At 67.1% G+C, this 21,242-nt stretch carries 20 protein-coding genes; 6 read left to right on the top strand and 14 right to left on the bottom strand.

Going from position 1 to position 21,242, the window contains the following annotated elements; all coding sequences use genetic code 11:
• Nucleotides 1-20 precede the first annotated feature (20 nt).
• Nucleotides 21-1,505, bottom strand: a complete 1,485-nt coding sequence (locus tag PV781_RS04260) for a 4-hydroxyphenylacetate 3-hydroxylase family protein (protein WP_274774381.1) — start codon at nt 1,503-1,505, stop codon at nt 21-23.
• A gap of 34 nt (nt 1,506-1,539) precedes the next feature.
• Nucleotides 1,540-2,130 carry a flavin reductase family protein gene (locus tag PV781_RS04255; protein ID WP_274774380.1) on the bottom strand — a complete coding sequence of 197 codons (591 nt, stop codon included), beginning with the start codon at nt 2,128-2,130 and terminating at the stop codon, nt 1,540-1,542.
• Nucleotides 2,131-2,252: 122 nt separating this feature from the next.
• On the opposite strand from PV781_RS04255, the gene PV781_RS04250 reads away from it, so the two are divergent.
• Entirely contained in the window at nt 2,253-2,831 is a 579-nt protein-coding gene (locus PV781_RS04250) for a MarR family winged helix-turn-helix transcriptional regulator (RefSeq protein WP_274774379.1), read from the top strand.
• Between the two features lie 113 nt (nt 2,832-2,944).
• Complete coding sequence (gene ggt, locus PV781_RS04245) at nt 2,945-4,480, top strand: gamma-glutamyltransferase (RefSeq protein WP_274774378.1); 1,536 nt, start codon at nt 2,945-2,947, stop codon at nt 4,478-4,480.
• An 88-nt stretch (nt 4,481-4,568) separates the two neighbouring features.
• Here the strand turns inward: ggt and PV781_RS04240 are convergent, their stop codons facing one another.
• The 8 genes from PV781_RS04240 to PV781_RS04205 form a co-directional block, all read right to left on the bottom strand.
• On the bottom strand, nt 4,569-5,339 hold the full coding sequence (locus PV781_RS04240) for an ABC transporter permease (protein WP_209104679.1): 771 nt from the start codon (nt 5,337-5,339) through the stop codon (nt 4,569-4,571).
• The gene (locus PV781_RS04235; RefSeq protein ID WP_274774377.1) at nt 5,336-6,115 is read right to left on the bottom strand and encodes an ABC transporter ATP-binding protein; all 780 of its coding nucleotides are present in this window, start codon (nt 6,113-6,115) and stop codon (nt 5,336-5,338) included. The genes PV781_RS04240 and PV781_RS04235 overlap by 4 nt, the downstream gene beginning before the upstream one ends.
• Nucleotides 6,116-6,371: 256 nt before the next feature.
• On the bottom strand, nt 6,372-7,385 hold the full coding sequence (locus PV781_RS04230) for an ABC transporter substrate-binding protein (RefSeq protein ID WP_274774376.1): 1,014 nt from the start codon (nt 7,383-7,385) through the stop codon (nt 6,372-6,374).
• A 193-nt stretch (nt 7,386-7,578) separates the two neighbouring features.
• Nucleotides 7,579-8,277 carry an ABC transporter ATP-binding protein gene (locus PV781_RS04225; RefSeq protein ID WP_274774375.1) on the bottom strand — a complete coding sequence of 233 codons (699 nt, stop codon included), beginning with the start codon at nt 8,275-8,277 and terminating at the stop codon, nt 7,579-7,581.
• On the bottom strand, nt 8,264-9,052 hold the full coding sequence (locus PV781_RS04220; protein ID WP_274774374.1) for an ABC transporter ATP-binding protein: 789 nt from the start codon (nt 9,050-9,052) through the stop codon (nt 8,264-8,266). The genes PV781_RS04225 and PV781_RS04220 overlap by 14 nt, the downstream gene beginning before the upstream one ends.
• Complete coding sequence (locus PV781_RS04215; protein ID WP_274774373.1) at nt 9,049-9,996, bottom strand: branched-chain amino acid ABC transporter permease; 948 nt, start codon at nt 9,994-9,996, stop codon at nt 9,049-9,051. Before PV781_RS04215 ends, PV781_RS04220 begins: the two co-directional genes overlap by 4 nt.
• Complete coding sequence (locus tag PV781_RS04210) at nt 9,996-10,868, bottom strand: branched-chain amino acid ABC transporter permease (protein ID WP_274774372.1); 873 nt, start codon at nt 10,866-10,868, stop codon at nt 9,996-9,998. Before PV781_RS04210 ends, PV781_RS04215 begins: the two co-directional genes overlap by 1 nt.
• 300 nt (nt 10,869-11,168) lie before the next feature.
• Nucleotides 11,169-12,326, bottom strand: coding sequence for an ABC transporter substrate-binding protein (locus tag PV781_RS04205; protein WP_209104672.1), 1,158 nt, complete (start codon nt 12,324-12,326; stop codon nt 11,169-11,171).
• Nucleotides 12,327-12,642: 316 nt separating this feature from the next.
• Between PV781_RS04205 and PV781_RS04200 the strand changes: the two genes are divergently transcribed.
• Both PV781_RS04200 and paaX read left to right on the top strand, forming a co-directional pair.
• On the top strand, nt 12,643-13,404 hold the full coding sequence (locus PV781_RS04200) for a TetR/AcrR family transcriptional regulator (RefSeq protein WP_274774371.1): 762 nt from the start codon (nt 12,643-12,645) through the stop codon (nt 13,402-13,404).
• A gap of 70 nt (nt 13,405-13,474) precedes the next feature.
• Nucleotides 13,475-14,362 (top strand): phenylacetic acid degradation operon negative regulatory protein PaaX, encoded by an 888-nt coding sequence (gene paaX, locus PV781_RS04195; RefSeq protein ID WP_274774370.1) that lies wholly within the window; start codon nt 13,475-13,477, stop codon nt 14,360-14,362.
• Nucleotides 14,363-14,383: 21 nt separating this feature from the next.
• Here the strand turns inward: paaX and PV781_RS04190 are convergent, their stop codons facing one another.
• The 4 genes from PV781_RS04190 to PV781_RS04175 all read right to left on the bottom strand — a co-directional run bounded on the left by PV781_RS04190 (nt 14,384) and on the right by PV781_RS04175 (nt 19,236).
• The gene (locus tag PV781_RS04190; protein ID WP_274774369.1) at nt 14,384-15,646 is read right to left on the bottom strand and encodes a threonine/serine exporter family protein; all 1,263 of its coding nucleotides are present in this window, start codon (nt 15,644-15,646) and stop codon (nt 14,384-14,386) included.
• Nucleotides 15,647-15,648: 2 nt separating this feature from the next.
• The gene (locus PV781_RS04185) at nt 15,649-17,268 is read right to left on the bottom strand and encodes an NAD-dependent malic enzyme (protein WP_274774368.1); all 1,620 of its coding nucleotides are present in this window, start codon (nt 17,266-17,268) and stop codon (nt 15,649-15,651) included.
• Between the two features lie 104 nt (nt 17,269-17,372).
• Nucleotides 17,373-18,782 carry a class II fumarate hydratase gene (gene fumC, locus PV781_RS04180; RefSeq protein ID WP_209104667.1) on the bottom strand — a complete coding sequence of 470 codons (1,410 nt, stop codon included), beginning with the start codon at nt 18,780-18,782 and terminating at the stop codon, nt 17,373-17,375.
• 145 nt (nt 18,783-18,927) lie between these two features.
• Nucleotides 18,928-19,236 carry an alkylphosphonate utilization protein gene (locus PV781_RS04175; RefSeq protein WP_274774367.1) on the bottom strand — a complete coding sequence of 103 codons (309 nt, stop codon included), beginning with the start codon at nt 19,234-19,236 and terminating at the stop codon, nt 18,928-18,930.
• A gap of 419 nt (nt 19,237-19,655) precedes the next feature.
• Between PV781_RS04175 and paaA the strand changes: the two genes are divergently transcribed.
• Nucleotides 19,656-20,642 (top strand): 1,2-phenylacetyl-CoA epoxidase subunit PaaA, encoded by a 987-nt coding sequence (gene paaA / locus PV781_RS04170; protein WP_209104665.1) that lies wholly within the window; start codon nt 19,656-19,658, stop codon nt 20,640-20,642.
• Nucleotides 20,643-20,946: 304 nt separating this feature from the next.
• Nucleotides 20,947-21,234 (top strand): 1,2-phenylacetyl-CoA epoxidase subunit PaaB, encoded by a 288-nt coding sequence (gene paaB, locus PV781_RS04165; protein WP_274774366.1) that lies wholly within the window; start codon nt 20,947-20,949, stop codon nt 21,232-21,234.
• The last annotated feature ends 8 nt before the right edge of the window (nt 21,235-21,242 follow it).

The following is a 21,242-nucleotide window of genomic DNA, read 5'->3' as shown; positions in this document are numbered from 1 at the left end:
CGTCTGGAAGGGGGGAGGGATTATTCGGCGGCGCGGGCGACCGGGGTGGATACCTCGTCGGACAGCTCATAGCCCGACAGCATGCGGTTGAGCAGGCCATCGGCGCGCGCCCAGTCATAGGTGCGGAAGGAATGGCCCTTCACCACGAAGCTCGCGCCCGCATAGAACATCTCATACTGGGCATGGCGGGAGGCGAATTCCGAGCCGACCGCGTCCCAGGCGAGCTTATAGAACTTCACCTTCTCCTCGGCCGAGGCGGCGGGCGACTGCTGGGTTTTGCCGATCAGTCGCGCCAGCTCGGGATTCTCGAAATCATGCACCGAGGAGGGCAGCATGATCATGCCGCCGCCGGCCAGCTCCCGGAGCGTGGTGATGACCTTGCCATAGACCTGCTGGGCGAGCGTCTGGGCGGCATAGAGGGTGTGGCGGTCGGGCACGAAATAGGGGCCGTAATAGGTGCCCTTGGCCTCCATGGCGGCGACGAAGGCGTCCACCATGCCGGCTTCGGCGGCCAGCTGCCCCAGCGTCTCGCGCACCTGCGGGAAATTGGTGGTGCCGTTCACTTCCGTGATGCGGCGGGCAAGGCCCAGCAGGAAGCGCATCTTCACCGAGAGGCGGATCTGCGCCTGGTAGTTCTGGTAGACATGGGCGGGCGTCGCGTGGAACTGGGCGCCCGTCATCTCGCGGCTGTCCACGATGAAGATGCGATCCCACGGCACCTTCACGTCGTCGAAATAGAGCACCGCGTCATTCTCGTCGAAGCGGGAGGACAGCGGATTGTCGAACACCGACGGCGCGCCGGCCTCATACGACTTGCGGGACAGGATCTTCAGGCCCTTGGCATTCATGGGAATGGCGAAGGACAGGGCATATTTCTCATCGCCCGGCGGCAGCGGCTGGATGCAGGTGACGAACACCTCATTGGCCATGATGCCGCCGGTGGCCAGCATCTTGGCCCCGCGCACCGTAATGCCCTCCGCGTCGCGATCCACGATGGCGGCGGACAGGTAGGGGTCCTGCTGCTCGGCCGCGCTCTTGGACCGGTCCGCCTGCGGGTTAATGATGACGTAGGTGAGGTAGAGGTCGTTGTCGCGGGCGTAGCGATAATAGTCCGCCAGTGCCTTGGCGCGGGCCGGGTCATAGGCCTCGAACTTGTCGAGCCCCATATACATGCCGGAAATGCAGGAGGCCACGTGGTCGGGGGCGCGGCCGAGGAAGCCGGCATGAAGCTCCGTCCAGGCCTCCAGCGCCATGCGGCGGGTCTTCATCTCCTCATAGGAGGTGGGCAACTGCCAGATGCGGTTGGCGCGGGTGCCGGTGTCGGTCTCGAACGTCATCAGCTCGCGGTTTTCCGGCGCGCTGTGGAAATCGAACATCTTGCCGACGGAGGCGATGGCACCGGCAAAGGCGGGGTGCGTGGTGGAATCGTCCACCAACTGGCCATCGAGGAAAATCTCGCGGCCGTCTTTCAGGGAGGCGATGTGCTGGGCGCCGGTCTTGATCATGGGAGCTACCTCTGGAGACTGCTTATTTGGAAGATCAGCGGTCCGGCGACGGGCCGCAGGACAGGGCGTGATAGCGGCCGCGGAAGAAGACCAGCGGGTCGCCAAGGCCATCGGCGGCAAAGCGCAGCACGCGGGCCAGGAAGATTTCGTGGTCGCCCCCATCATGCCGGGCAAAGGGCTCGCACTCGAAATGGGCGATGGCGCCGGCAATGAGCGGGGCGTCATGGGCGCCGGGCGTGTGGTCCACGTCCTGCCACTTGTCGTCCAGCGCGCGGGCGAATCGGTTGGACAAATGCTGCTGGTCCTGGCCGAGAATATTGATGCCGAAGCCACGGGCCTTCTGCATGGCCGGCAGAGAATAGGCGCTCTTGGCGACGGAGAAGAGGACGAGCGGGGGGTCAAGCGAGACCGAGTTGAAGGAACTCATGGTCATGCCCACGCTTTCCCCCTCCGCGGTGCGGGCGGTGACGATGGCGACCCCGGTGGCGAAGTGACCCAGCGCCTGGCGGAAGGCGCGCGGGTCGAACGTGTCGATGGGGGCGGGCCGGGCCGGGGCGGCCCCCAGGTCTTGCGGAGCTGGGTCTGGGTGCGGAGCTGGGTCTGCGTGCGAAGAGGCGTGCGACATGATGCCTGATTCCACGGAAGGTCTATAATAGCTTTGATACAAAGCTAATTGCGAAAGGGATGGACGTCAAGCGCCGACACCTCTTAAGAGGGGAGGAATCGCGCGTTTGAATGGAGCCGCCCATGCCGGAGGCAGATGCCCGCACCTCCCTGCCGCTCACCGCGTCCCGCCCGGCGCTCCTGGTGGGCGGATCGGATCGCGAGTTCCGCGAACTGGTGCACGACATGCTCGCCTTTTCGTCGGCCATTCAGGAAGTGCGCAATCGGCTCGGCCAGCAGATCGGCCTCTCCGGCACGCAATATACGCTGCTCATTTCCATCGCCCGCCTGAGCGAGAGCAATGGGGAGCTGGGCGTCAACCAGCTGGCCGAGCATCTGCACCTGTCGGGGGCCTTCGTGACCATCGAGGTGAACAAGCTGGTGGCGGCGGGGCTGGTGACCAAGACGGTCAATCCCGACGATCGCCGCCGCGTGGTGCTGGCCATCACCGACGAGGCGCGCCAGCGGCTGCGGGAGTTGAGCCACATCCAGTGCCCGGCCAATGACGCCCTGTTCGAGCCCCTGGAGGCCAAGGACTTCCGGGCGCTGCGCGATGTCATGCGGCGCCTTGCCGATACCGGACCGCGCACGCTCGCGGTGATCGATGCCTTGACCACGGACAAGCCGAAGCGCCGACGCAAGGCGAGCGCCTCGGTCGCCTGAGCGGCGCCACCCATCACAGGAAGCGGCACCGCGCAAAAGACGCGTCCGCAGGGAGAGAAACGGTGCGAGATTTCCAAAGGCCCGGCCGCTCGGCGGCCTATGGGGAGACGGCGATGGTCGCCACCTCCCATCCGCTTGCCACCCTGGCCGCCATCGAGGTGTTGCGCGAAGGGGGGAGTGCCGCAGATGCGGCGCTCGCCGCCGCCGCCGTGCTGTGCATCGCCGAGCCGCAGATGACCGGCATTGGCGGCGATGCCTTCTTCATCCATGCGGATGCCGCCGGTGCAGTGAGGGCCTATAACGGCTCCGGCCGCGCGCCGGCCGCCGCCAGGGCCGACCATTTCGCCGAGCGCGGCATCACAGCCCTAAACCCAACCGATGCCCATGCGGTGACCATTCCCGGCGCGGTGGATGCCTGGATGGCGCTCCATGACGGCCATGGCCGCCTGCCGCTGGACCGCCTGCTTAGCCCCGCCATCACGTTGGCCCGCGAAGGTTGCCCGGTGCATCCGCGTGTCGCCTGGGACTGGGCCCATTTCGAGGATCGCGCCAAGGCCCGGCCCGAGGCGGCGGCGCTCTTCCTGCGGGACGGGCGTGCCCTGCGGGCGGGCGACCGCTTCGCCAATCCCGCGCTGGCCGGGACGCTGGCCGCCATCGCCCGCGACGGGCGCGCCGCCTTCTATGAGGGCGAGGTGGCCGAGCGCCTCGCCGCCACGCTGCGCGCGGCCGGCGGGCTTCACACGGCGGAGGATTTCGCCGCCCATCAGGGCGAGGTGGTCACGCCCATCCGCACCCGCTATCGCGGCATCGACGTGCTGGAATGCCCGCCCAACGGGCAGGGCATCACCGCCTTGATGCTGCTGAACATTCTCACCGCCAGCGGCCAGGATCTGGCCGGACTTTCCGAGCTGGATCGCGTCCATCTTTTCTCCGAGGCGACCAAGCTTGCCTATTGGGAGCGCAACACCTGGTGCGCGGACCCAGCCTTTGCGGCGGCCCCCGTGGAGCGCCTGCTCTCCGCCGCCCATTCGCGCGGCCTGGCGGATTCCATTTCCATGGAGACCGCCCGCACCGCGCCGCCGCACGACCGGACCGCCCACACCGACACAATCTATCTGTGCGTGGTGGACCGGGACCTGAACTGCGTCTCCTTCATCAATTCCCTGTTCAACGCCTTCGGCTCGGGCATCTTCGATCCGGCAACCGGCGTGATGCTGCACAATCGCGGCCTGGGATTCACCTTCGCCGAAGGGCATCCCAACCGCATGGACGGCGGCAAGCGGCCGCTGCACACCATCATTCCCGGCATGGCACTGGACGGGGACGGCCATCCCTTCATGCCGTTCGGCGTCATGGGCGGGCATTACCAGGCGGCAGGGCATGCCCATTTCATGATGCAGGTGCTGGATCTCGGCCAAGATCCCCAGGCCGCCGCCGATGCGCGACGCAGCTTCGCCCATGACGGCGTGCTCCAGGTGGAGGACACGTTCGGCGCCGACCTGCGGGCGGGCCTCGCCGCGCGCGGGCACACGATCACGTCCGCCGACCAGGCCATTGGCGGGGCGCAGGCGATCCGGATCGACCGTGCGCGGGGCCTGCTGATCGGCGGCTCCGATCCGCGCAAGGATGGGATGGCGCTCGGCTGGTAGCAGGCACCCTGACGTGAAGCGGGCTCCCCATCGCGAAGATGACGGGCGCCCGGTTCAAGGTGGAAATGCGCCGCGCGCAGAACGCCCTTCAGGCCGCCGCGCTCATGGAGGAGCGGAAGGCCCAGGACACCATGCGCTTTTCCAGCACCGCGAAGACCGCGTACATGAGGATGCCCTCAATGGCGAGCATCATCAGGCCGGCGAAGACCAGCGGCATCTGGAAGTTGGAGCCGGCCTGGACCATCAGGTGGCCGAGCCCCGCATTGGCGCCGATGGTCTCGGACACCACCGCGCCCACGAAGGCCAAGGTGATGGCCACCTTCAGCGCGCCGAAGAGATAGGGCCCGGTGCGGGGGATGCCCACCTTGCGCATGATGTCCAGCTTGCTGGCGCCGAGCGCGCGGAGCACGTCCTCCAGTTCCGGCTCGGTGGTGGCAAGCCCGGTGGCCACGTTCACCACGATGGGGAAGAAGGAGATCAGGAAGGCGGTGAGGATGGCCGGGATCTCGCCGATGCCGAACCACATGATGAGAATGGGCACAACCGCCACCTTGGGGATGGAGTTGAAGCCGATCATCACCGGATAAAGCCCGCGATAGATGGCCCGCGACCAGCCCACCACCAGCCCCAGCGCGATGCCGAAGGCCACCGCCAGTAGGAAGCCGGCGGCCGTGGTCCACAAGGTGACGAAGGAATTCTTCAGCAGCGGCCACCAATATTGCACCATGGCGGCGAAGATGGCGCTGGGGGCCGGCAGGATGAAGCTGTCGATCTTGAACAGGTAGCAGGCCGCCTCCCAGATCACGAACAAAGCGACGGTGAAGGTGACCGGCGTGAGGTCTTCGCTGGTGATCTTCATGCCTGCCTCACTTCGGCGATCTTGTTGCGGAGTTCATGGACGAGGGTGGTGAAGTCGGTCCCGTAGCAGATGTCGAGCGCGCGGGGGCGGGGGAAATCCACCGCGCGGCTCTCCACGATATGGCCGGGCCGGGCGCTCATCACATGGATGGTGTCCGCCAGGAAGGCGGCCTCCCGCAGATCGTGGGTCACCAGGATCACGGTGAAGCCGAGGCGCTGCCACAGGTCGCGCAGCACGCACCACAATTCCTCGCGGGTGAAGGCGTCGAGGGCGGCGAAGGGCTCGTCCAGCATCAGGAGCGCGGGCTCGTGGATGAGGGAGCGGCAGAGCGAGGCGCGCTGCTGCATGCCGCCGGACATTTCCCAGGGATAGCGATCGGCAAATTCGCGCAGGCCCACCACCCCGAGCAGGTCGAGGGCGCGGGACTTGTAGGCCGCCTTGTCGCGGCGATAGGCGCTGCGGTGGGGCTCGACGATTTCCAGCGGCAGCATCACATTGTCCAGCACGGTGCGCCAGGGCAGCATGTTGGCGTGCTGGAAGGCCATGCCGGCCACCTTCACGGGGCCGGTCACCTCGTGGCCCTCCACCTCCACCTTGCCCTTGGTGGGGCGGATGAGGCCGGTCACCAGCTTCATCAAGGTGGACTTGCCGCAGCCGGATGGGCCCACCACGGCGGCGAATTCGCCTTTCTTCACATGGAGCGAGGTGTGGGAGAGCGCGGTCACCTCGCCGGTGCGCCCGCGATAGGACAAGGTCACGTCATGGAGGCGGATCAAGGCTCAAGCCTTTCAGGCAGAGTGGTTCGTCGCGGCTCGGCTTGAGGAGTTCGGGAGGTCGCGCCCGGCCTTCCGCCTCCCCGACCCTCCCCCGCAAGCGGGAGAGGGCGTGTTCTGTGCAGGTCATGTTCCTGTGCAAGCCATCTTCTCGCCCTCCGGAAACCGCGGGGGTTCCCCTCTCCCGCTTGCGGGGGAGGGCCAGGGGGAGGGCCAGGGGGAGGACCAGGCAGGGGGCCGGCCTGGCCAGCCCCCGCCCTCACTTCAGCTTGCGTTCGGCGGCCGGGGGCAGGAATTCCTCGGTGAAGATGTCCACCGCCACGGGCTGCTTGTTCTTGAAGTCATAGGTGACGGCGATCTGGTCGATGGACTTGTTCATCCGGTCCCGGTCGATGCCGCCGACGCCGTTCTTCGTCACCCATTCGGTGGCGATATTGTCCTTGATGGCCATCTTGAGCCGGGCGAGCTCCACCTTTTCGTCGCCGGTCTCGTTGCGCTTCATCACCGACTTGATGGCGTCCTCGGGATTGGCCACCGTGTAGATGATGCCCTTGATGGTGGCGCGCACGAAGCCGGCCACGGCAGCCGGATTGGCCTTGGCGAAGGCTTCGTTGACGATCACCGCATTGCCGTAGAGGACGAGGCCGTAATCGGCCATCAGCATGACCTTCACGTCCTCGGGCTTGATGCCCTTCTGCAGCAGGTTGAAATAGGAGGAGAAGGAGAAGCCGGTGATGGCGTCCACCTTGCCGTCGGCCAGCATGGGCTCGCGCACGGGGAAGCCGACATTTTCCACCGTCACCTTGGTGGCGTCGATGCCGTTCTCCTTCACGAAGGCCTTCCACTGGGCATAGGCGCCGTCGGGAGCGGGGGCGCCGAGGACCTTGCCTTCCAGGTCCTTGGGCTTGGTGATGCCGGTCTTGGCCAGGGTCACGATGGAGAAGGGCGGCTTGTCATAGACCATCATGACGGCCTTGACGCCCTTGTCGGGGTTCTGGTCGTGGAACTTCACCAGCGAATTGATGTCGAAGAAGCCGAGCGGATAGGTGCCCGCCGCCACGCGGGCGATGCCGGCCACCGAGCCGGGGCCGCTGTCGATGGTGACGTTGAGGCCCTCGGCCTTGTAGAAACCCTTGTCGATGGCGACGAAATAGGGGGCGGACGGCCCCTCGAACTTCCAGTCCAACGCGAACTTGATGTCGGTGTCGGCGAAGGCCGGCGCAGCAAGCGTCAGGCCGATTGCGCAAACGACACCCTTAACAAAGCGCCTCATGGTGCTCTCCCTTGGATGACCCCAGGAGAAGCAACCCACATGCCAAGAATGCGGGCAGTCCTGACGTCGTTCTGCGCCGCCACACTGCCTAAGCAATAGGCGGATGCGCGAATATTGCGCCTGTTTCGCAACCTCGGGGAGAGAGACCTTCAGCTATGCCTCCCCGCCGCACGGGCGGGAAAGGGCAGGGGGATCAGAGCCCCAGATAGGCGGCGCGCACCTTGGGATCATCCAGCAGGGCCGCGCCCTTGCCTTCCAGCACCACATGGCCGGTTTCCAGCACATAGCCGCGATCGGCGATGGCCAGCGCGGCGGAAGCGTTCTGCTCCACCAGCAGCACGGTAATGCCCTGCGCCTTCAAGGCCACCACCGCTGCCAGGATCTGGTCGATCAGCAGGGGCGCAAGGCCCAGCGAGGGCTCGTCCAGCAACAGCAGCTTGGGGGCCGCCATGAGGGCGCGGCCGATGGCCAGCATCTGCTGCTGCCCGCCGGACAGGCTCATGGCCGGGATGTGCCGCTTCTCGTGGAGAATGGGGAACATCTCATAGACCTGGGCGAGCGTGTCCTTGTCCGGCGCACGGCGGCGGAAGGCGCCGAGGCGCAGATTGTCTTCCACGGAGAGGGGACCGAACACCTGCCGCCCTTCCGGCGACTGGGAAATGCCCAGCGCCACGCGGGCATGGGGCTCCAGCCGCTCGATGGGCTTATCCTCGAACAGGATGCGCCCGCCGCTCGCCGGCTGCACGCCGCACAGGGTGCGCAGCAGCGTGGTCTTGCCGGCGCCGTTGGAACCCACCAGCGCCACGATCTCCCCCGTCTTCACGGTGAGGCAGATGTCGTGCAGCACCGTGATGCGGCCATAGGCAGAGGTCAGGCCTTCAACCGTGAGCACGATCCGCCTCCCGCGATCCATGGTCCCCGAGATAGGCGGCGATCACCGCCGGGTCGTTGCGCACCTCGCGCGGCGGGCCTTCCGCCAGGCGCTTGCCCTGGGCCAGCACCAAGACGCGGTCGGAAATCTTCATCACCAGCTTCATGTCATGCTCAATGAGCACCACGCCGATGCCGCTCTTTGCGATCTCGCCGATGAGTTCGTCGATGGCTTCCGTCTCCACCGCATTGCAGCCGGCGGCGGGCTCGTCCAACAGCAGCACCTTGGGATTGGCGGCCAGCGCCCGGGCGATCTCCAGCCGCTTCAGGGCGCCGTAGGGCAGGGAGCCGGCGGAAACATCAGCCACGTCCTTCAGGCCCACGCGCTCCAGCAAGGCCAGCGCCGTGGCGCGGGTCTGCCGGTTCTGGCGGGTCACGCTGGGCAGGCCGAGGAGATCCGCCAGGAAGCCGGTCTTCTCGGACAGGTGGCAGCCGACCATCACATTCTCCACCGCGCTCATGCGGAAGAAGACCTGCAGGTTCTGGAAGGTGCGCGACATGCCCCGGCGCGTCAGCAGGTGGGGGGCGAGGCCGGTGACACGTTTGCCGCCGAGGCGCACCTCGCCCCGGCTCGGCTTGTAGATGCCGGTGACGAGGTTGAAGAGCGTGGTCTTGCCGGCGCCGTTGGGGCCGATGATGGAGAAGACTTGTCCCGCCTCCACCTGAAAGCCCACCTTGTCGACCGCCACCAGGCCGCCGAAGGAAATGCCGATATCCTCCACCGCGAGCAGGCTCATGACAGGCGCTCCAGCAGCCAGTTGCGGATGGTGGGCACGATGCCCGCGGGCAGGAAGATCATGAACACCATGATGAGAAGGCCCAGCACCGCCTGCTCATATTCCTGGAGGCCGGTCAGGGCCTGTGGCAGCACCACCAGGAAGGCCGCCCCCACCACCGCGCCCAGCACCGAGCCGAGGCCGCCAATGATGACCATGGCCACCAGCTCGATGGAGTGCATGAAGGATGCGGCGTCGGGCGTGATCAAGCCATTCATCATGGCCAGCAATCCGCCGGCAAACGCCGCATAGACGGCGCCGATGACGAAGGCGACGAGCTTCTTGGCGCCCACGTCCACGCCCGTGCCCGCGGCCGCCACCTCGCTGTCATGCAGCGCCTTGAGCGCGCGCCCGGTGGGGCTTGCGGCAATGTTGAGGGCCAGGAAAGCGCCGATGAGCAGTGCGCCGGCGGAGATCCAGTACCAGTTCTGCGCCCCCGACACGCGCCAGCCGAACAAGGTGAGCCGCGCCACCGACATGCCGTCCGGCCCGCCGGTCACCGCGCTCTCGCTGTGGAGGACGAGCGCGATGATGACGCCGAAGCCCAGCGTGGCGATGGCCAGGTAATAGCCCTTCAGCCGCAGGATGGGCCGGCCCACCAGGAAGGCGATGAGGCCCGCGAGCACCGCCCCCAACCCCAGCGACAGCAGCGGATGGAGCCCCAGATGCGCCGGGCCTATGGCCACCGCATAGGCGCCGATGCCGAGGAAGCCGGCATGGCCCAGGCTCACCTGGCCGGCATAGCCCATGAGGATGGTGAGGCCCAAGGCGGCGAGGGCGAAGATCCACACCAGGGCCGCCACCCGCAGATAGAAGGAGGAGGGGGCGATGAGGGGCACCAGCACCATGATGAGGGCCAGCACCACCAGGGGCGAGAAACGGGCTTTGAGCGCAGCGGCCAGCATCACACGCGCTCCACGCTGCGGCCGCCGAACAAGCCGCGCGGCATGAAGAAGAGCACCAGCAGGATGACCAGGAAGGCCACCGCATCCTTGTAGGTGGAGGAGATGTAGCCGGCGCCGAACGCCTCCAGGAGGCCGATGAGCAAGCCGCCCACCACCGCGCCCAAGGGATGGCCCATGCCGCCCACCATGGCGGCGGCGAAGCCCTTGAGGGCGAAGAGGGTGCCCACGTCGTAACGGGTGAGCGTGATGGGTGTCACCACCACGCCGGCAATGGCGCCGATGGCGGCCGACACCCCGAAGGCGAGCGCCAGGATGATGGTGACATTGATGCCCACGAGGCGCGCGGCCAGCCGATTGGCGGCGGTGGCCAGCAGCGCCTTGCCGATCAGCGTCTTTTCCAGGAACAGGTAGAGCCCCACGAACAGCACCAGCGCCGTACCCACCACCCACAGGCTCTGGGGCAGGATGGTGGCGCCGCCCACCGCGATGGGGGTGTCGCCGGAAAAGGCGGGCAGGGAGTGGAACTGCTTGTCGAACACCACCTGCGCCACGCCCTTGATGAAGATGGACGCACCGATGGTGATCATGATGAGCGCCACCGGCGAGGCGCCGCGCGCCGGCTCGATGGCCAGGCGATGCAGCAGCAGCCCCACGATCACGGCGCCCAGAATCGCGATGAAGGCCGCCAGCGGCAGCGCGATGCCGGCCGCCGCCAGGAAGACGGTGCCCATGCCGCCGATCATCACGAAGTCGCCCTGGGCGAAATTGATGACGTCCGAGGCGTTGTAGATGAGGGTGAAGCCGAGGGCGACGAGCGCATAGACCGCGCCCACCGTCAGCCCGGAAAACACCAATTGCAGGAACTCGGCCATAGGGGTGTCGGGTCCTGTTGGAAGCGGGTGGTGGATGTTTGGTGGGGCGGGTCGGGGCCTTGCCGCCCTTCGGGCACGGGTGCGATCGGGGCGGGCTGACCCTCCAAGGCCCCGTCCGGCGGCCCCTCCGCCCGGCGCCCCCTCCCCAACCCTCCCCCGCTCTCGCGGGAGAGGGAGCTTGGCAGGACGGGGATCGGGTGCGCAGACTGGGCCGAACGTGTTCAATCCCGGCGGATTTCCCTCTCCCGCTTGCGGGGGAGGGCCAGGGAGGGGGAGGGCCGGGAACAGGCCCCCAAAAGCCTACTTGGCTTCCATCACCCAGTCGCCGCCCTTGATGACCAGCATGCGGAAGCTGTCCGTGCCGAGGCCCAGATGGTCGGTGGCGGACATGGTGTAGATGCCGGTCACGCCCACATAGTCCTTGGTGGCCTCGATGGCGTCGCGGATCTTCTGCGGGTCGGTGGACTTGGACTTCTCGATGGCATTCACAAGAAGCTGGATGCCGTCGAAGCCATAGCCGCCAAAGGTGGAGACGGGCTGGCCGGTGGCCTTTTCGTAGGAGGCCTTATAGGCCGCGCCGATGGCCTTCTGGCGGTCGCTGTCGGGCAGCTTGTCCACCACCAGCAGAGCGGGGGCGGGCAGGCGGACGCCCTCGGCGGCGGGGCCGGCCAGATCGATGAAGCTCTTGGAGGCCACGCCGTGGCTCTGATAGAGCGGCAGCGCGATGCCGAGCTGGGCATAGTTGCGTGTCACGATGGCCGGGCCCTGGCCGAAGCCGGGATTGAGCACCGCCTGGATGCCGGCCGTGTTCTTGATCTTGTTGAGCTGGGGCGTCATGTCGGAATCGGTGGCGCCGTAATTCTCGTCCACCAGCACGGTGATGCCGTAGTCGCCGATCACCTTCAGGCACTGGGCGCGCATGGACTTGCCGAAGCCGTCGGTGCCCGAGATCATGCCGATCTTGGTGATGCCCTTGGCCTTCATGTCCTCGAAGATCTTCTGGCACGCGGTCTTGTCCGTGTGCGGGGTCTTGAAGACGAAGGCGCGCACGGGCTCGACGATCTCGATGGCGCCGGCCAGCGAGATGAAGGGGATCTTGGCGTCCTCGAACACCGGGATCATGGCCATGGTGGTGCCCGTGGTGGTGCCGCCCACCATGGCGATCACCTTGTCGTCCTCCACGAGGCGGGTGGCGAAGGTGCGCGCCTTGTTGGCATCGCCGCCATCGTCATAGAGCACCAGCTCCACCGGGCGCCCGAGCAGGCCGCCTTTCTTGTTCAGCTCTTCCACATAGAGCTTCAGCGTCTTGGCTTCCGGGTCGCCGAGGAAGGCGGCGGGGCCGGTGGCCGATACGACGGAGCCGATCTTCACGGGCTCGGCGGCAAAGGCGGAAGTGGAAAGCGCGGCGGCGAAGGCGGCAGCGCGCAGCGTCCACCGTCCGAAGACGGACATACCCATGTGGCGTTCCTCCAAAAGGTCCAGACCTGACCGTCGCAAGGGCGGGTTGGCCCGCCTCCAAGCGTCCGCCCGCTCCCTCGGGGCCTTGCGGCCTGACCTTGGGGGAGGAGCGACGACTTCACTGTAAGATTAACCGACCGATTGGTCAATCATATCCGTGCGGAATTGATCGAGGTCAAAAAGGTCGCGCAACGCAATTGATCGACCAACCGGACAATCTTTGATATGCGGGATTTCAGCGCGCGCCGCGCCGGCCGTTGTGAGCGGCTCCCCCTTCGCGGCTGGCGTGCCCTTGAAGGTTGGGATTGGGAATCGGATGGCCCGCACACGCGCCCAGGATTACGACACCAAGCGGCTGGCGATCCTGCACAAGTCGGCCGAGCTGTTCGCGCAGTTCGGCTATTCCGGCACCTCGATCACCATGATCGCGGACGCCTGCGGCGTCTCCAAGGCCTTGCTTTATCACTATTATCCCGACAAGGAAGCGCTGCTCTTCGACATTATCTCCGACCATCTGGACGCCCTCATCCAGGTGGTGGAGGAGGCGGCTTCTGGCGCGCGCGATCCGCAGGAGCGCCTGTTCGCCATTTCCGCCAGCCTGCTGGAAGCCTATCGCGACGCCGATTCGCAGCACCAGATCCAGATCGCCAACTTGAAGCTCCTGCCGCAGGAAAAGCAGGACGTGCTGCGCGAACTGGAGCGCGTGCTCGTGCGCATCTTTTCCGATGCGCTGGCCGAGGCGGTGCCGCAGGTGGGGCGGGGGCCGATGCTGAAGCCCCTGACCATGTCGCTCTTCGGCATGCTCAACTGGCACTATCTGTGGTTCCGGGACGGCAAGGGCCTCTCGCGCGCCGAATATGCGCGCCTCGTGACCACCTTGCTCCAGGCGGGGGCGCAGGAGGCGGTGGCTGTTGTCGGCACGCCCGCGTCGGCGGAGCGCGCAGGGCAGGGCGAGGTCGCCGAGGCGAAGGCCGAGAGCAAGGCCGCGAAGGCGGCGGTTTCGCCCGCTCCCGCGCCGTCCGCCAAGCCCCGCAAGCGCGCCGCTGCCCGGCCGCGCGCGGCAGCCGCGCGGGACTGAGGCCGGCCTCCCGCCACGCGCCGGCGTCTGACGGGTTCCGGTTCCGCCCTTCCAGCGCTATGGAGCACCCATGCCGGACGCCTCCTCGCCCACCCAAGCGGCGCTGAACCAGATCCTCGACCATGTGCGGGCCGAGCCCTCGCGCACCTGGTCCATCATCATCACCATCTATGGCGATGCCATCGTGCCGCGCGGCGGCAGCGTGTGGCTGGGCACGCTGCTGGCTTTCTTCAACGCCATGGGGCTGGCCGATGGCGTGGTCCGCACGGCCGTCTCGCGCCTTGCCTCCGATGGCTGGCTGGAGCGCACCCGTGTCGGCCGCAATTCCTTCTACCGGCTGGCGGACAAGGGGCGCGAGACCTTCCGGCGGGCGAGCGCGCACATCTATGCCCAGCGTCCGCCGGACTGGCGCGGGCATTTCGAAATGCTGTTCCTGGATGGCATTTCCAGCCGCGAGGGCTTGCGCGAAGCCTTGTCCGATGCCGGCTTCGGCTCGCCGGCCGCGGGCGTTTGGATCGCGCCCGGCGGAGCGGCCGTGCCCAGCGAGGCGGCCGACAGCCTCCATGTGGAAGCCCGAGGCGGGCCGGATGAGGCGCGCACCCTGGCCGCCCGCGCCTGGCCGCTGGCCCAGACCGGCGAAGCCTATGGGCGTTTCCTGGCCGTTTTCGGCCCGATGGGCGCGGCGCTGGCGGATGGTGGCGGCATGAGCGACCTCGACCGGCTGGTGGCGCGAGTTCTGCTCATCCATGAATACCGGCGCATCGTGCTGCGCGATCCGCTTTTGCCGGCCGAAATCCTGCCCGCCGATTGGCCGGGCGCGGCGGCCCGTGCCTTGTGCGCGGACATTTACGGCGCGCTGGTGGAGGGGTCGGAGCGCTGGCTCGATGCCCATGCGGTGAACGAGCACGGCTCCTTGCCACCGCCGGCCGCAGACCTGCGGCAGCGCTTCCGGGCGTGACGCGCCGGCTCCGCGGGGCGGTCAGGTGTCCTTCGGCGGATCGATGTCCTCGATCAGCATCTTCGGCAGGATGAGGCCGAAGGCCATGGCCACCATCACCGCCACCGATGTGGTGCCATAGACGGCGGCGGCCGTCAGCAATTGCGGCGCCGCGCCCGGGCCCGCATTGGCCATGCCGATCAGGGCGTCCGCCATGCGGAACACGAAGGAGCCCGGGATCAGCGACACCACCGAGGCGAAGGCGAAGGCCGCGAAGGGCAAGTGCAGGCGGTTGCTCAGCGGCGTCACCACCGCGCCGACGAACAGGCAGGCGACGAAGGACGAGAGCGCCGCGCCGCCCCCCATCGCAAGCACGCCCCAATGGAGCGCATGGGCCACCATGCCCACCGCCATGGGCAAGGGCAGCCAGCGCCAGGGCATGGAAAAGAAGGTGCCATAGGCGGCCACCGCGATGCCCGCCGCGATCATGTCCACCGGCAAGGCGACGCTGGCGCCGCCCGCTGTCAGGGGAATGCTCTGGCCCCCCACGGAGAGGCCCGCCAGCAGGCCCACCGTAATCAGCAGCACCAGCAGGCTGGCAAAGGCCAGGCGTTCGATGGCCAAGGGCACGCGCATGCGTGCGAGATCGATCGCGCCGTTGAGGAGATGGGGGCCCGGCACCAGCACCATGCAGGGGCACAGCGCGATGACGAACACCGCGCTGGAGGGGAGCAGGTGGCCCACCCCCACGGCGATGAGGCCGGCGAGAAAGGCGGCCGCCAGCGGCTGGGGCAGGGGGGTGGGCGCCACCCGCGCCAGCCACCGGCGCAGGCACGCCCCGGCAAAGGCGCTGAGGAAGACGAGGAGGATGGTGAGCGGATCGGTGGCGCCGAAGATCACCGACAGCGCCGCCGCGCCGGCGCCGGCAAGGCCGGCGAAGCGCAGCAGGGAGACGGGGGGCAGGTGCTCCACGTCCTTGATCTTGGCGAGCGCGTCCGTGGGGGGAAGGCCGCCCGACCGCACCGCGTCCATGATCTTCAAGGTCTCGGTGACCTTGTGCATCTCCACGCCGGCGGGGGTGGCGGGCACGATTTCCAGCCACTCGCCCCGCTCTGGCCGCTCGAAGCGCAGCGCCACCTCGCCCCAACGGGCGCCGACCGAGAGCGTCAGGCCGAAATGGTCCGCCAGCCGTGTCAGGTTGCGCACCGTGCGCTCCGTGGTCTGTCCGTTGCAGAACAGAAGACGGGCGCAGGCGCGCAGCAGGGCGATGACCTCTTCCTCGCCGGCCGGCGATGCTGCCCCCATGATCAGACCGCCGGATAGGCGGGCTGATAGGCCATGGCCTCGATATGGGCGGCGATGTCGGCGGGCCGTTCCACGCGGGCGAGGCCCTTGTCGAAGATCCGCTCGGCAATGCGCGCGGCCACATGGAGGGAGGCGGCGCGGATGTCGTGCTGGGGCGGATAGATGAGTCCGCTGTCCAGTTCCTCCTGCGTCACCAGCTCGGCCACCGCCTGGGCGGCGACGATGAACATGTCCTGGGTGACGCGGGTGGCCTGGGTCGCCAGCACCGCCATGCCCATGGCCGGGAAGATATAGACGTTGTTGCCCTGGCCCGGGATGAAGGTCTTGTCGCCCAGCTTCACCGGCGGGAAGGGGCTGCCCGAGGCGAAGATGGCCCGCCCGTCCGACCACTTATAGGCCTCCTCCGCCGTGCATTCGGAGCGCGAGGTGGGGTTGGAATAGGGGAAGATGATGGGCCGGGCATTGATCTTGGCCATGGCCTCGATCACCGCCTGGTTGAACAGCTTGGGCACCGTGGAGACGCCCACAATGCCCGTGGGCTTCAACTGCTCAATGGCCTCGACGAAGGAGCTGACCGCCGCATGGTCGTGGGCGAACGGCTTCTGGAAGTCCGCCACGTCGGTGCGCGAGGACACCATCAGGCCGTTAATGTCGAACAGCCAGCAGCGCGCGCGGGCTTCCTCGATGGTGGCGCCTTCCAGCACCATGGCCTCGCTGATCAGCTCGGCGATGCCGGTGGCCGCCGAGCCGCCGCCCAGGAACAGGAAGGTCTGGTCGGTGAGCTTCTCCTTGGAGATGCGCAGGGCGCCATAGATGCCCGCCACCGCGACGGCCGCCGTGCCCTGGATGTCGTCATTATAGGTGCAGGTGCGGTCCCTGTAGCGTTCCAGGATCGGCACCGCGTGGAAATTGGCGAAGTCTTCCCACTGGATGCAGCACTTGGGATAGAGCTCGGTGATGGCGGTGACGAACTCCTCGATGAAGGCGTCATATTCCGCGCCCCGCACCCGCTGCTGGCGCAGGCCGAGATAGAGCGGGTCGTCCAGATAGGTGGCGTTGTTGGTGCCCACGTCCAGCGTGATGGGCAGCGTCATTTCCGGGGGCACGCCGGCGCACACCGTGTAGAGGGCAAGCTTGCCCACCGGGATGCCCATGCCGTTCACGCCGAGATCGCCGAGGCCGAGGATGCGCTCGCCATCGGTGACCACGATGAAGCGGATGTCCTTCTGCGGCCAGTTGGCGATGAGGGACTTCAGGCGCCCCTTGGCGGTGATGGGCAGATAGAGCCCGCGCGTGGCGCGCAGAAAATGATCGAACTTCTGGCAGGCCTCGCCCACGGTGGGCGTATAGACCAGCGGCATGAAGGTCGCCGGGTCCGACATGAGGGTGGCGTAATAGAGCGTCTGGTTGCGGGCCTGGAGGTCGCTCAGCAGCAGGTATTTCTGCAGGTCGTTATCGAGCTGCTCCAGTTGCAGGTGCACGCGGGCGACCTGGGTCTCCAGCGTGTCGGCACCGGGCGGCAGCAGGCCTTCGAGGCCGAGGCGAGCCCGGTCCTCCACGGCGAAGGCGCTGCCGCGATTGAGTTCGGGATCGTGCAGGAGGGAAAGGCCGGAAGCGGTCATGGAATGCCCCAATGCTGTCCTTGGAAAAGGGACGGGGCGGCCATGGAGCGGCCGCCCGGCAGGATGTCACCGGCGCGGGGCCGGCGTGGGGAAGGGAAGGGCGCTCAGTCGCCCTCGTGGGCGACGTAGGGCTTCACCATCTTGGTGGGGTCCACCACGCGGTGGAACTCGTCCTCGGTGACATAGGCCAGTTCCAGCGCCGCCTCCTTCAAGGTGAGGTCGTTGTCCATGGCGTGGTGGGCGATCTTGGAGGCCTTGTCATAGCCGATCACCGGGGCAAGGGCCGTCACCAGCATGAGCGAGCGGTCCACATATTCGGCGATCTTCTTCAGGTTCGGCTTGGTGCCCTCCACCAGGAAGCGGCGGAAATTGGTGCAGCCGTCGGTGGCGAGCGTAATGGAATTGCAGATGTTGAAGATCATCAGCGGCTTGTAGACGTTCATCTCCAGATAGCCGCTGGCGCCGCCAAAACCAACCGCCACGTCATTGGCCATCATCTGCACGGCCAGCATGGTCAGGGCCTCGGCCTGGGTGGGGTTCACCTTGCCGGGCATGATGGAGGAGCCGGGCTCGTTCTCCGGAATGATCAGCTCGGCAAAGCCGGCGCGCGGGCCGCACGACATCAGGCGAATGTCGTTGCCGATCTTGTAGAGCGAGGCGGCAAGCGTGCGCAGCGTGCCGGAGAATTGCACCAGGGCGTCATGGGCGCCCTGCACGGTGAACTTGTTGGGCGCGGTCACATAGGGAAGGCCGGTGAGGGCGGCGATCTCGGCTGCCACCGCCTCGGCAAATCCGGGGGCGGCATTGATGCCGGTGCCCACGGCGGTGCCACCGAGCGCCAGGCGATAGACACCCTTCAGCGCGTCGTCGATGCGCTCCAGGTCATCGGTCAGCATGCCCGCATAGCCGGACCATTCCTGGCCCAGGGTCAGGGGCGTCGCATCCTGCATGTGGGTGCGGCCGATCTTGACGATGTCCTTCCACTCCTCCGCCTTGGCGGTGATGGCGTCGCGCAGGGCGGTGACGGCGGGGATGAGGCGCGTGGTGGCGTTCACGCCCACCGCCACATGCATGGCCGAGGGGAAGGAATCGTTGGAGGACTGGGACATGTTGACGTGGTCATTGGGATGGACCGGCGTCTTGGAGCCCAGCGGGTTGCCCGCCATCTGGCAGCAGCGGTTCGAGATCACCTCGTTGACGTTCATGTTGAACTGGGTGCCCGAGCCGGTCATCCACACATGAAGCGGGAACATGTCGTGGTGCTGGCCGGCGAGGATCTCGTCGCAGGTGGCGGTGATGAGCTTGAACTGCTCGTCCGGCAGGCGCCCGCCTTTGTGGTTCGCCGCGGCCGCTCCCTTCTTGAGGGTGGCGTAGGCGGTGATCATCTCCCGCGGCATCAGGTCCTTGCCGATGCTGAAATGCTCCAGGGAGCGCTGCGTCTGCGCGCCCCAGAGCTTGTCAGCGGGAACCTGGACTTCGCCAAGGCTGTCGGTTTCGGTGCGCATCTCAGTCATGGGCCGCCCCCTTATTGATTGCATCCAGACTGCGCAGAATGGCGGCGGGATGCAAATGGCTCATGACGTCCCATGCAAGTGAAATTGCTTCCATTTCGGGTGCGGTATGGGACGGCCGGAAACGGACCCCGATGGGGCTGGTCGATCAGACCTTCTTGACGAACTCCGCGCGCAGCACCAGGCCCTTGATGCCGGGATAGCGGCAGTCGATCTCCTGGGCGTCGCCGGTGAGGCGGATGGTCTTGATGACGGTGCCGCGCTTCAGCGTCTGGCCCGCGCCCTTGACCGTCAGGTCCTTGATCAGGGTCACGCTGTCGCCGTCCTGGAGCAGGTTGCCCAGCGCGTCGCGTACCTCGACGCCGGCGCCGGCCTCAGCCTTCCGGGCGGCGGCATCCTCCGGGCTCAGCCATTCGCCGGTGGCTTCGTCATACACATAATCGCCTTCGGTGCTCATGGCGTTCTTCCGGTTGTGATGGGGCGCGGACCATACACGAGGGCGTGAAGCGAAAGCGAGGCCGGCGGCGGCATGGCAGCTTTCTCTTTCCGGGGCAGCATGCCGTGGGCGTCAGCTGCCCGCACCAGCCGCCGAGCCCTCCCCCTCCCCAGCAAGCGGGAGAGGGGGCGGGACAGTGCGGGAGGGAGGCCGGCGGCTTGGTGCGGAGGCGTGCCGCCGGGCGCGCCGGCCCCCCCTCTCCCGCGAAGCGGGGAAGGGCCGGGGAGGGGCGGGGTCCTGGAAGGCCAGGAGGGGGCAAGGCGGGCATTTCAGGCGCCGCGCACGAGCAGATCGGCGACCCCGATCGTAAACATGTTACAAAAATCAGTTGCGATCTCAAATTTCGTCACATATAATTTTTCCAAGATAGGGAGGACCGCATGTACACGCAGGCTCTCAACGCCAATCCCGACGCCAATGACCGCACGCTCGAAGATGCCGCGCTGCTCGCGCGCTTTCAGGCGCGCATCGACGATGAGCAGCGCATCGAGCCCAATGACTGGATGCCGGCCGCCTATCGCAAGACGCTGACCCGCCAGATCTCCCAGCATGCCCATTCCGAGATCATCGGCATGCTGCCCGAGGGCAACTGGATCACCCGCGCCCCCTCGCTCCGCCGCAAGGCGGCCCTGCTCGCCAAGGTGCAGGACGAGTGCGGCCACGGCCTGTATCTCTATGCGGCCGCCGAGACGCTGGGCACCTCGCGCGAGGAGCTGGTGGACCAGCTCCTGTCCGGCAAGGCGAAATATTCGTCCATCTTCAACTATCCGACCCTGACCTGGGCGGACATTGGCGCCATCGGCTGGCTGGTGGACGGCGCGGCGATCATGAACCAGATCCCGCTGTGCCGCTGCTCCTACGGCCCCTATGCCCGCGCCATGATCCGGGTGTGCAAGGAGGAATCCTTCCACCAGCGCCAGGGCTACGAGATCATGCTGACGCTGGCCAAGGGCAGCGCCGAGCAGAAGGAGATGGCGCAGGACGCGCTGAACCGCTGGTGGTGGCCCTGCCTGATGATGTTCGGCCCGCCCGATGCGGCCAGCCAGCATTCGGACGCCTCCACCCGCTGGAAGATCAAGCGCTTCTCCAATGACGAGCTGCGCCAGAAGTTCGTCGATGCCACCGTGCCGCAGGCCCATTATCTGGGCCTCACCCTTCCCGACCCGGACCTCAAGCTCAATGAAGAGACCGGCCACTGGGAGTACGGCGCCATCGACTGGGAGGAGTTCAAGCAGGTGATCGCCGGCAACGGCCCGTGCAATCGCGACCGCATGGCCGCCCGCCGCAAGGCCCACGACGACGGCGCCTGGGTGCGCGATGCCGCGCTTGCTTTCGCCGAGAAGCGCAAGGCCAAGGCCGCCGCCTGACTCCGGCACGACGCGCCCCCTCTCCCGCTTGCGGGGGAGGGTCGGGGAGGGGGAACGGTGGAGGGGGAAGGCTTTGGTGGATGGTGAGGGGCAGGGCTCCACATGACATCGCCGGGCCTGCTCCCGGACGGCCCCCTCCCTCTCCCTCCCCCGCATTGCGGGAGAGGGGAGTTCCAGGTGGGGAGAGGGTGAGCGGGGCGAGAGTCCGGCGGCACCCGCACCAATAAACCAACGATGTCGCCGCCAAACGCAGTGAGCGCCCCCGAGCGACCGGTGGGGCCGGCTGCCAACAGGAGGAAACGCAATGCCCGTCAATGCCGTCCCGCTCTGGGAAGTCTTCATCCGCTCGCGCAATGGCCTCGCCCACAAGCATGTGGGCTCGCTGCACGCGGCCGATTCCACCCTCGCCCTCCAGGCGGCCCGCGACCTCTACACCCGCCGGGGTGAAGGCCTGTCCATCTGGGTGGTCCCCTCCAACGCCATCACGGCCTCGGACCCGGCGGACAAGGACATGATGTTCGAGCCCACGGCCTCGAAGATCTACCGCCACCCCACTTTCTACGACGTGCCCGAGGAAGTCGGCCACATGTGAGCGTGCCC

Source organism: Aquabacter sediminis (assembly GCF_028863665.1).
Lineage (GTDB): Bacteria > Pseudomonadota > Alphaproteobacteria > Rhizobiales > Xanthobacteraceae > L1I39.
Note: the sequence above shows the minus strand (reverse complement) of the source record. Positions and strands in the feature narration are given on the sequence as shown.

Coding starts and splice junctions, on each gene's coding strand:
- PV781_RS04260 (WP_274774381.1), bottom strand. CDS start 1,505: ATGATCAAGACCGGCGCCCAGCACATCGCCTCCCTGAAAGACGGCCGC.
- PV781_RS04255 (WP_274774380.1), bottom strand. CDS start 2,130: ATGTCGCACGCCTCTTCGCACGCAGACCCAGCTCCGCACCCAGACCCA.
- PV781_RS04250 (WP_274774379.1), top strand. CDS start 2,253: ATGCCGGAGGCAGATGCCCGCACCTCCCTGCCGCTCACCGCGTCCCGC.
- ggt (WP_274774378.1), top strand. CDS start 2,945: ATGGTCGCCACCTCCCATCCGCTTGCCACCCTGGCCGCCATCGAGGTG.
- PV781_RS04240 (WP_209104679.1), bottom strand. CDS start 5,339: ATGAAGATCACCAGCGAAGACCTCACGCCGGTCACCTTCACCGTCGCT.
- PV781_RS04230 (WP_274774376.1), bottom strand. CDS start 7,385: ATGAGGCGCTTTGTTAAGGGTGTCGTTTGCGCAATCGGCCTGACGCTT.
- PV781_RS04220 (WP_274774374.1), bottom strand. CDS start 9,052: ATGAGCCTGCTCGCGGTGGAGGATATCGGCATTTCCTTCGGCGGCCTG.
- PV781_RS04215 (WP_274774373.1), bottom strand. CDS start 9,996: ATGCTGGCCGCTGCGCTCAAAGCCCGTTTCTCGCCCCTGGTGGTGCTG.
- PV781_RS04210 (WP_274774372.1), bottom strand. CDS start 10,868: ATGGCCGAGTTCCTGCAATTGGTGTTTTCCGGGCTGACGGTGGGCGCG.
- PV781_RS04205 (WP_209104672.1), bottom strand. CDS start 12,326: ATGGGTATGTCCGTCTTCGGACGGTGGACGCTGCGCGCTGCCGCCTTC.
- PV781_RS04200 (WP_274774371.1), top strand. CDS start 12,643: ATGGCCCGCACACGCGCCCAGGATTACGACACCAAGCGGCTGGCGATC.
- paaX (WP_274774370.1), top strand. CDS start 13,475: ATGCCGGACGCCTCCTCGCCCACCCAAGCGGCGCTGAACCAGATCCTC.
- PV781_RS04190 (WP_274774369.1), bottom strand. CDS start 15,646: ATGGGGGCAGCATCGCCGGCCGGCGAGGAAGAGGTCATCGCCCTGCTG.
- PV781_RS04185 (WP_274774368.1), bottom strand. CDS start 17,268: ATGACCGCTTCCGGCCTTTCCCTCCTGCACGATCCCGAACTCAATCGC.
- fumC (WP_209104667.1), bottom strand. CDS start 18,782: ATGACTGAGATGCGCACCGAAACCGACAGCCTTGGCGAAGTCCAGGTT.
- PV781_RS04175 (WP_274774367.1), bottom strand. CDS start 19,236: ATGAGCACCGAAGGCGATTATGTGTATGACGAAGCCACCGGCGAATGG.
- paaA (WP_209104665.1), top strand. CDS start 19,656: ATGTACACGCAGGCTCTCAACGCCAATCCCGACGCCAATGACCGCACG.
- paaB (WP_274774366.1), top strand. CDS start 20,947: ATGCCCGTCAATGCCGTCCCGCTCTGGGAAGTCTTCATCCGCTCGCGC.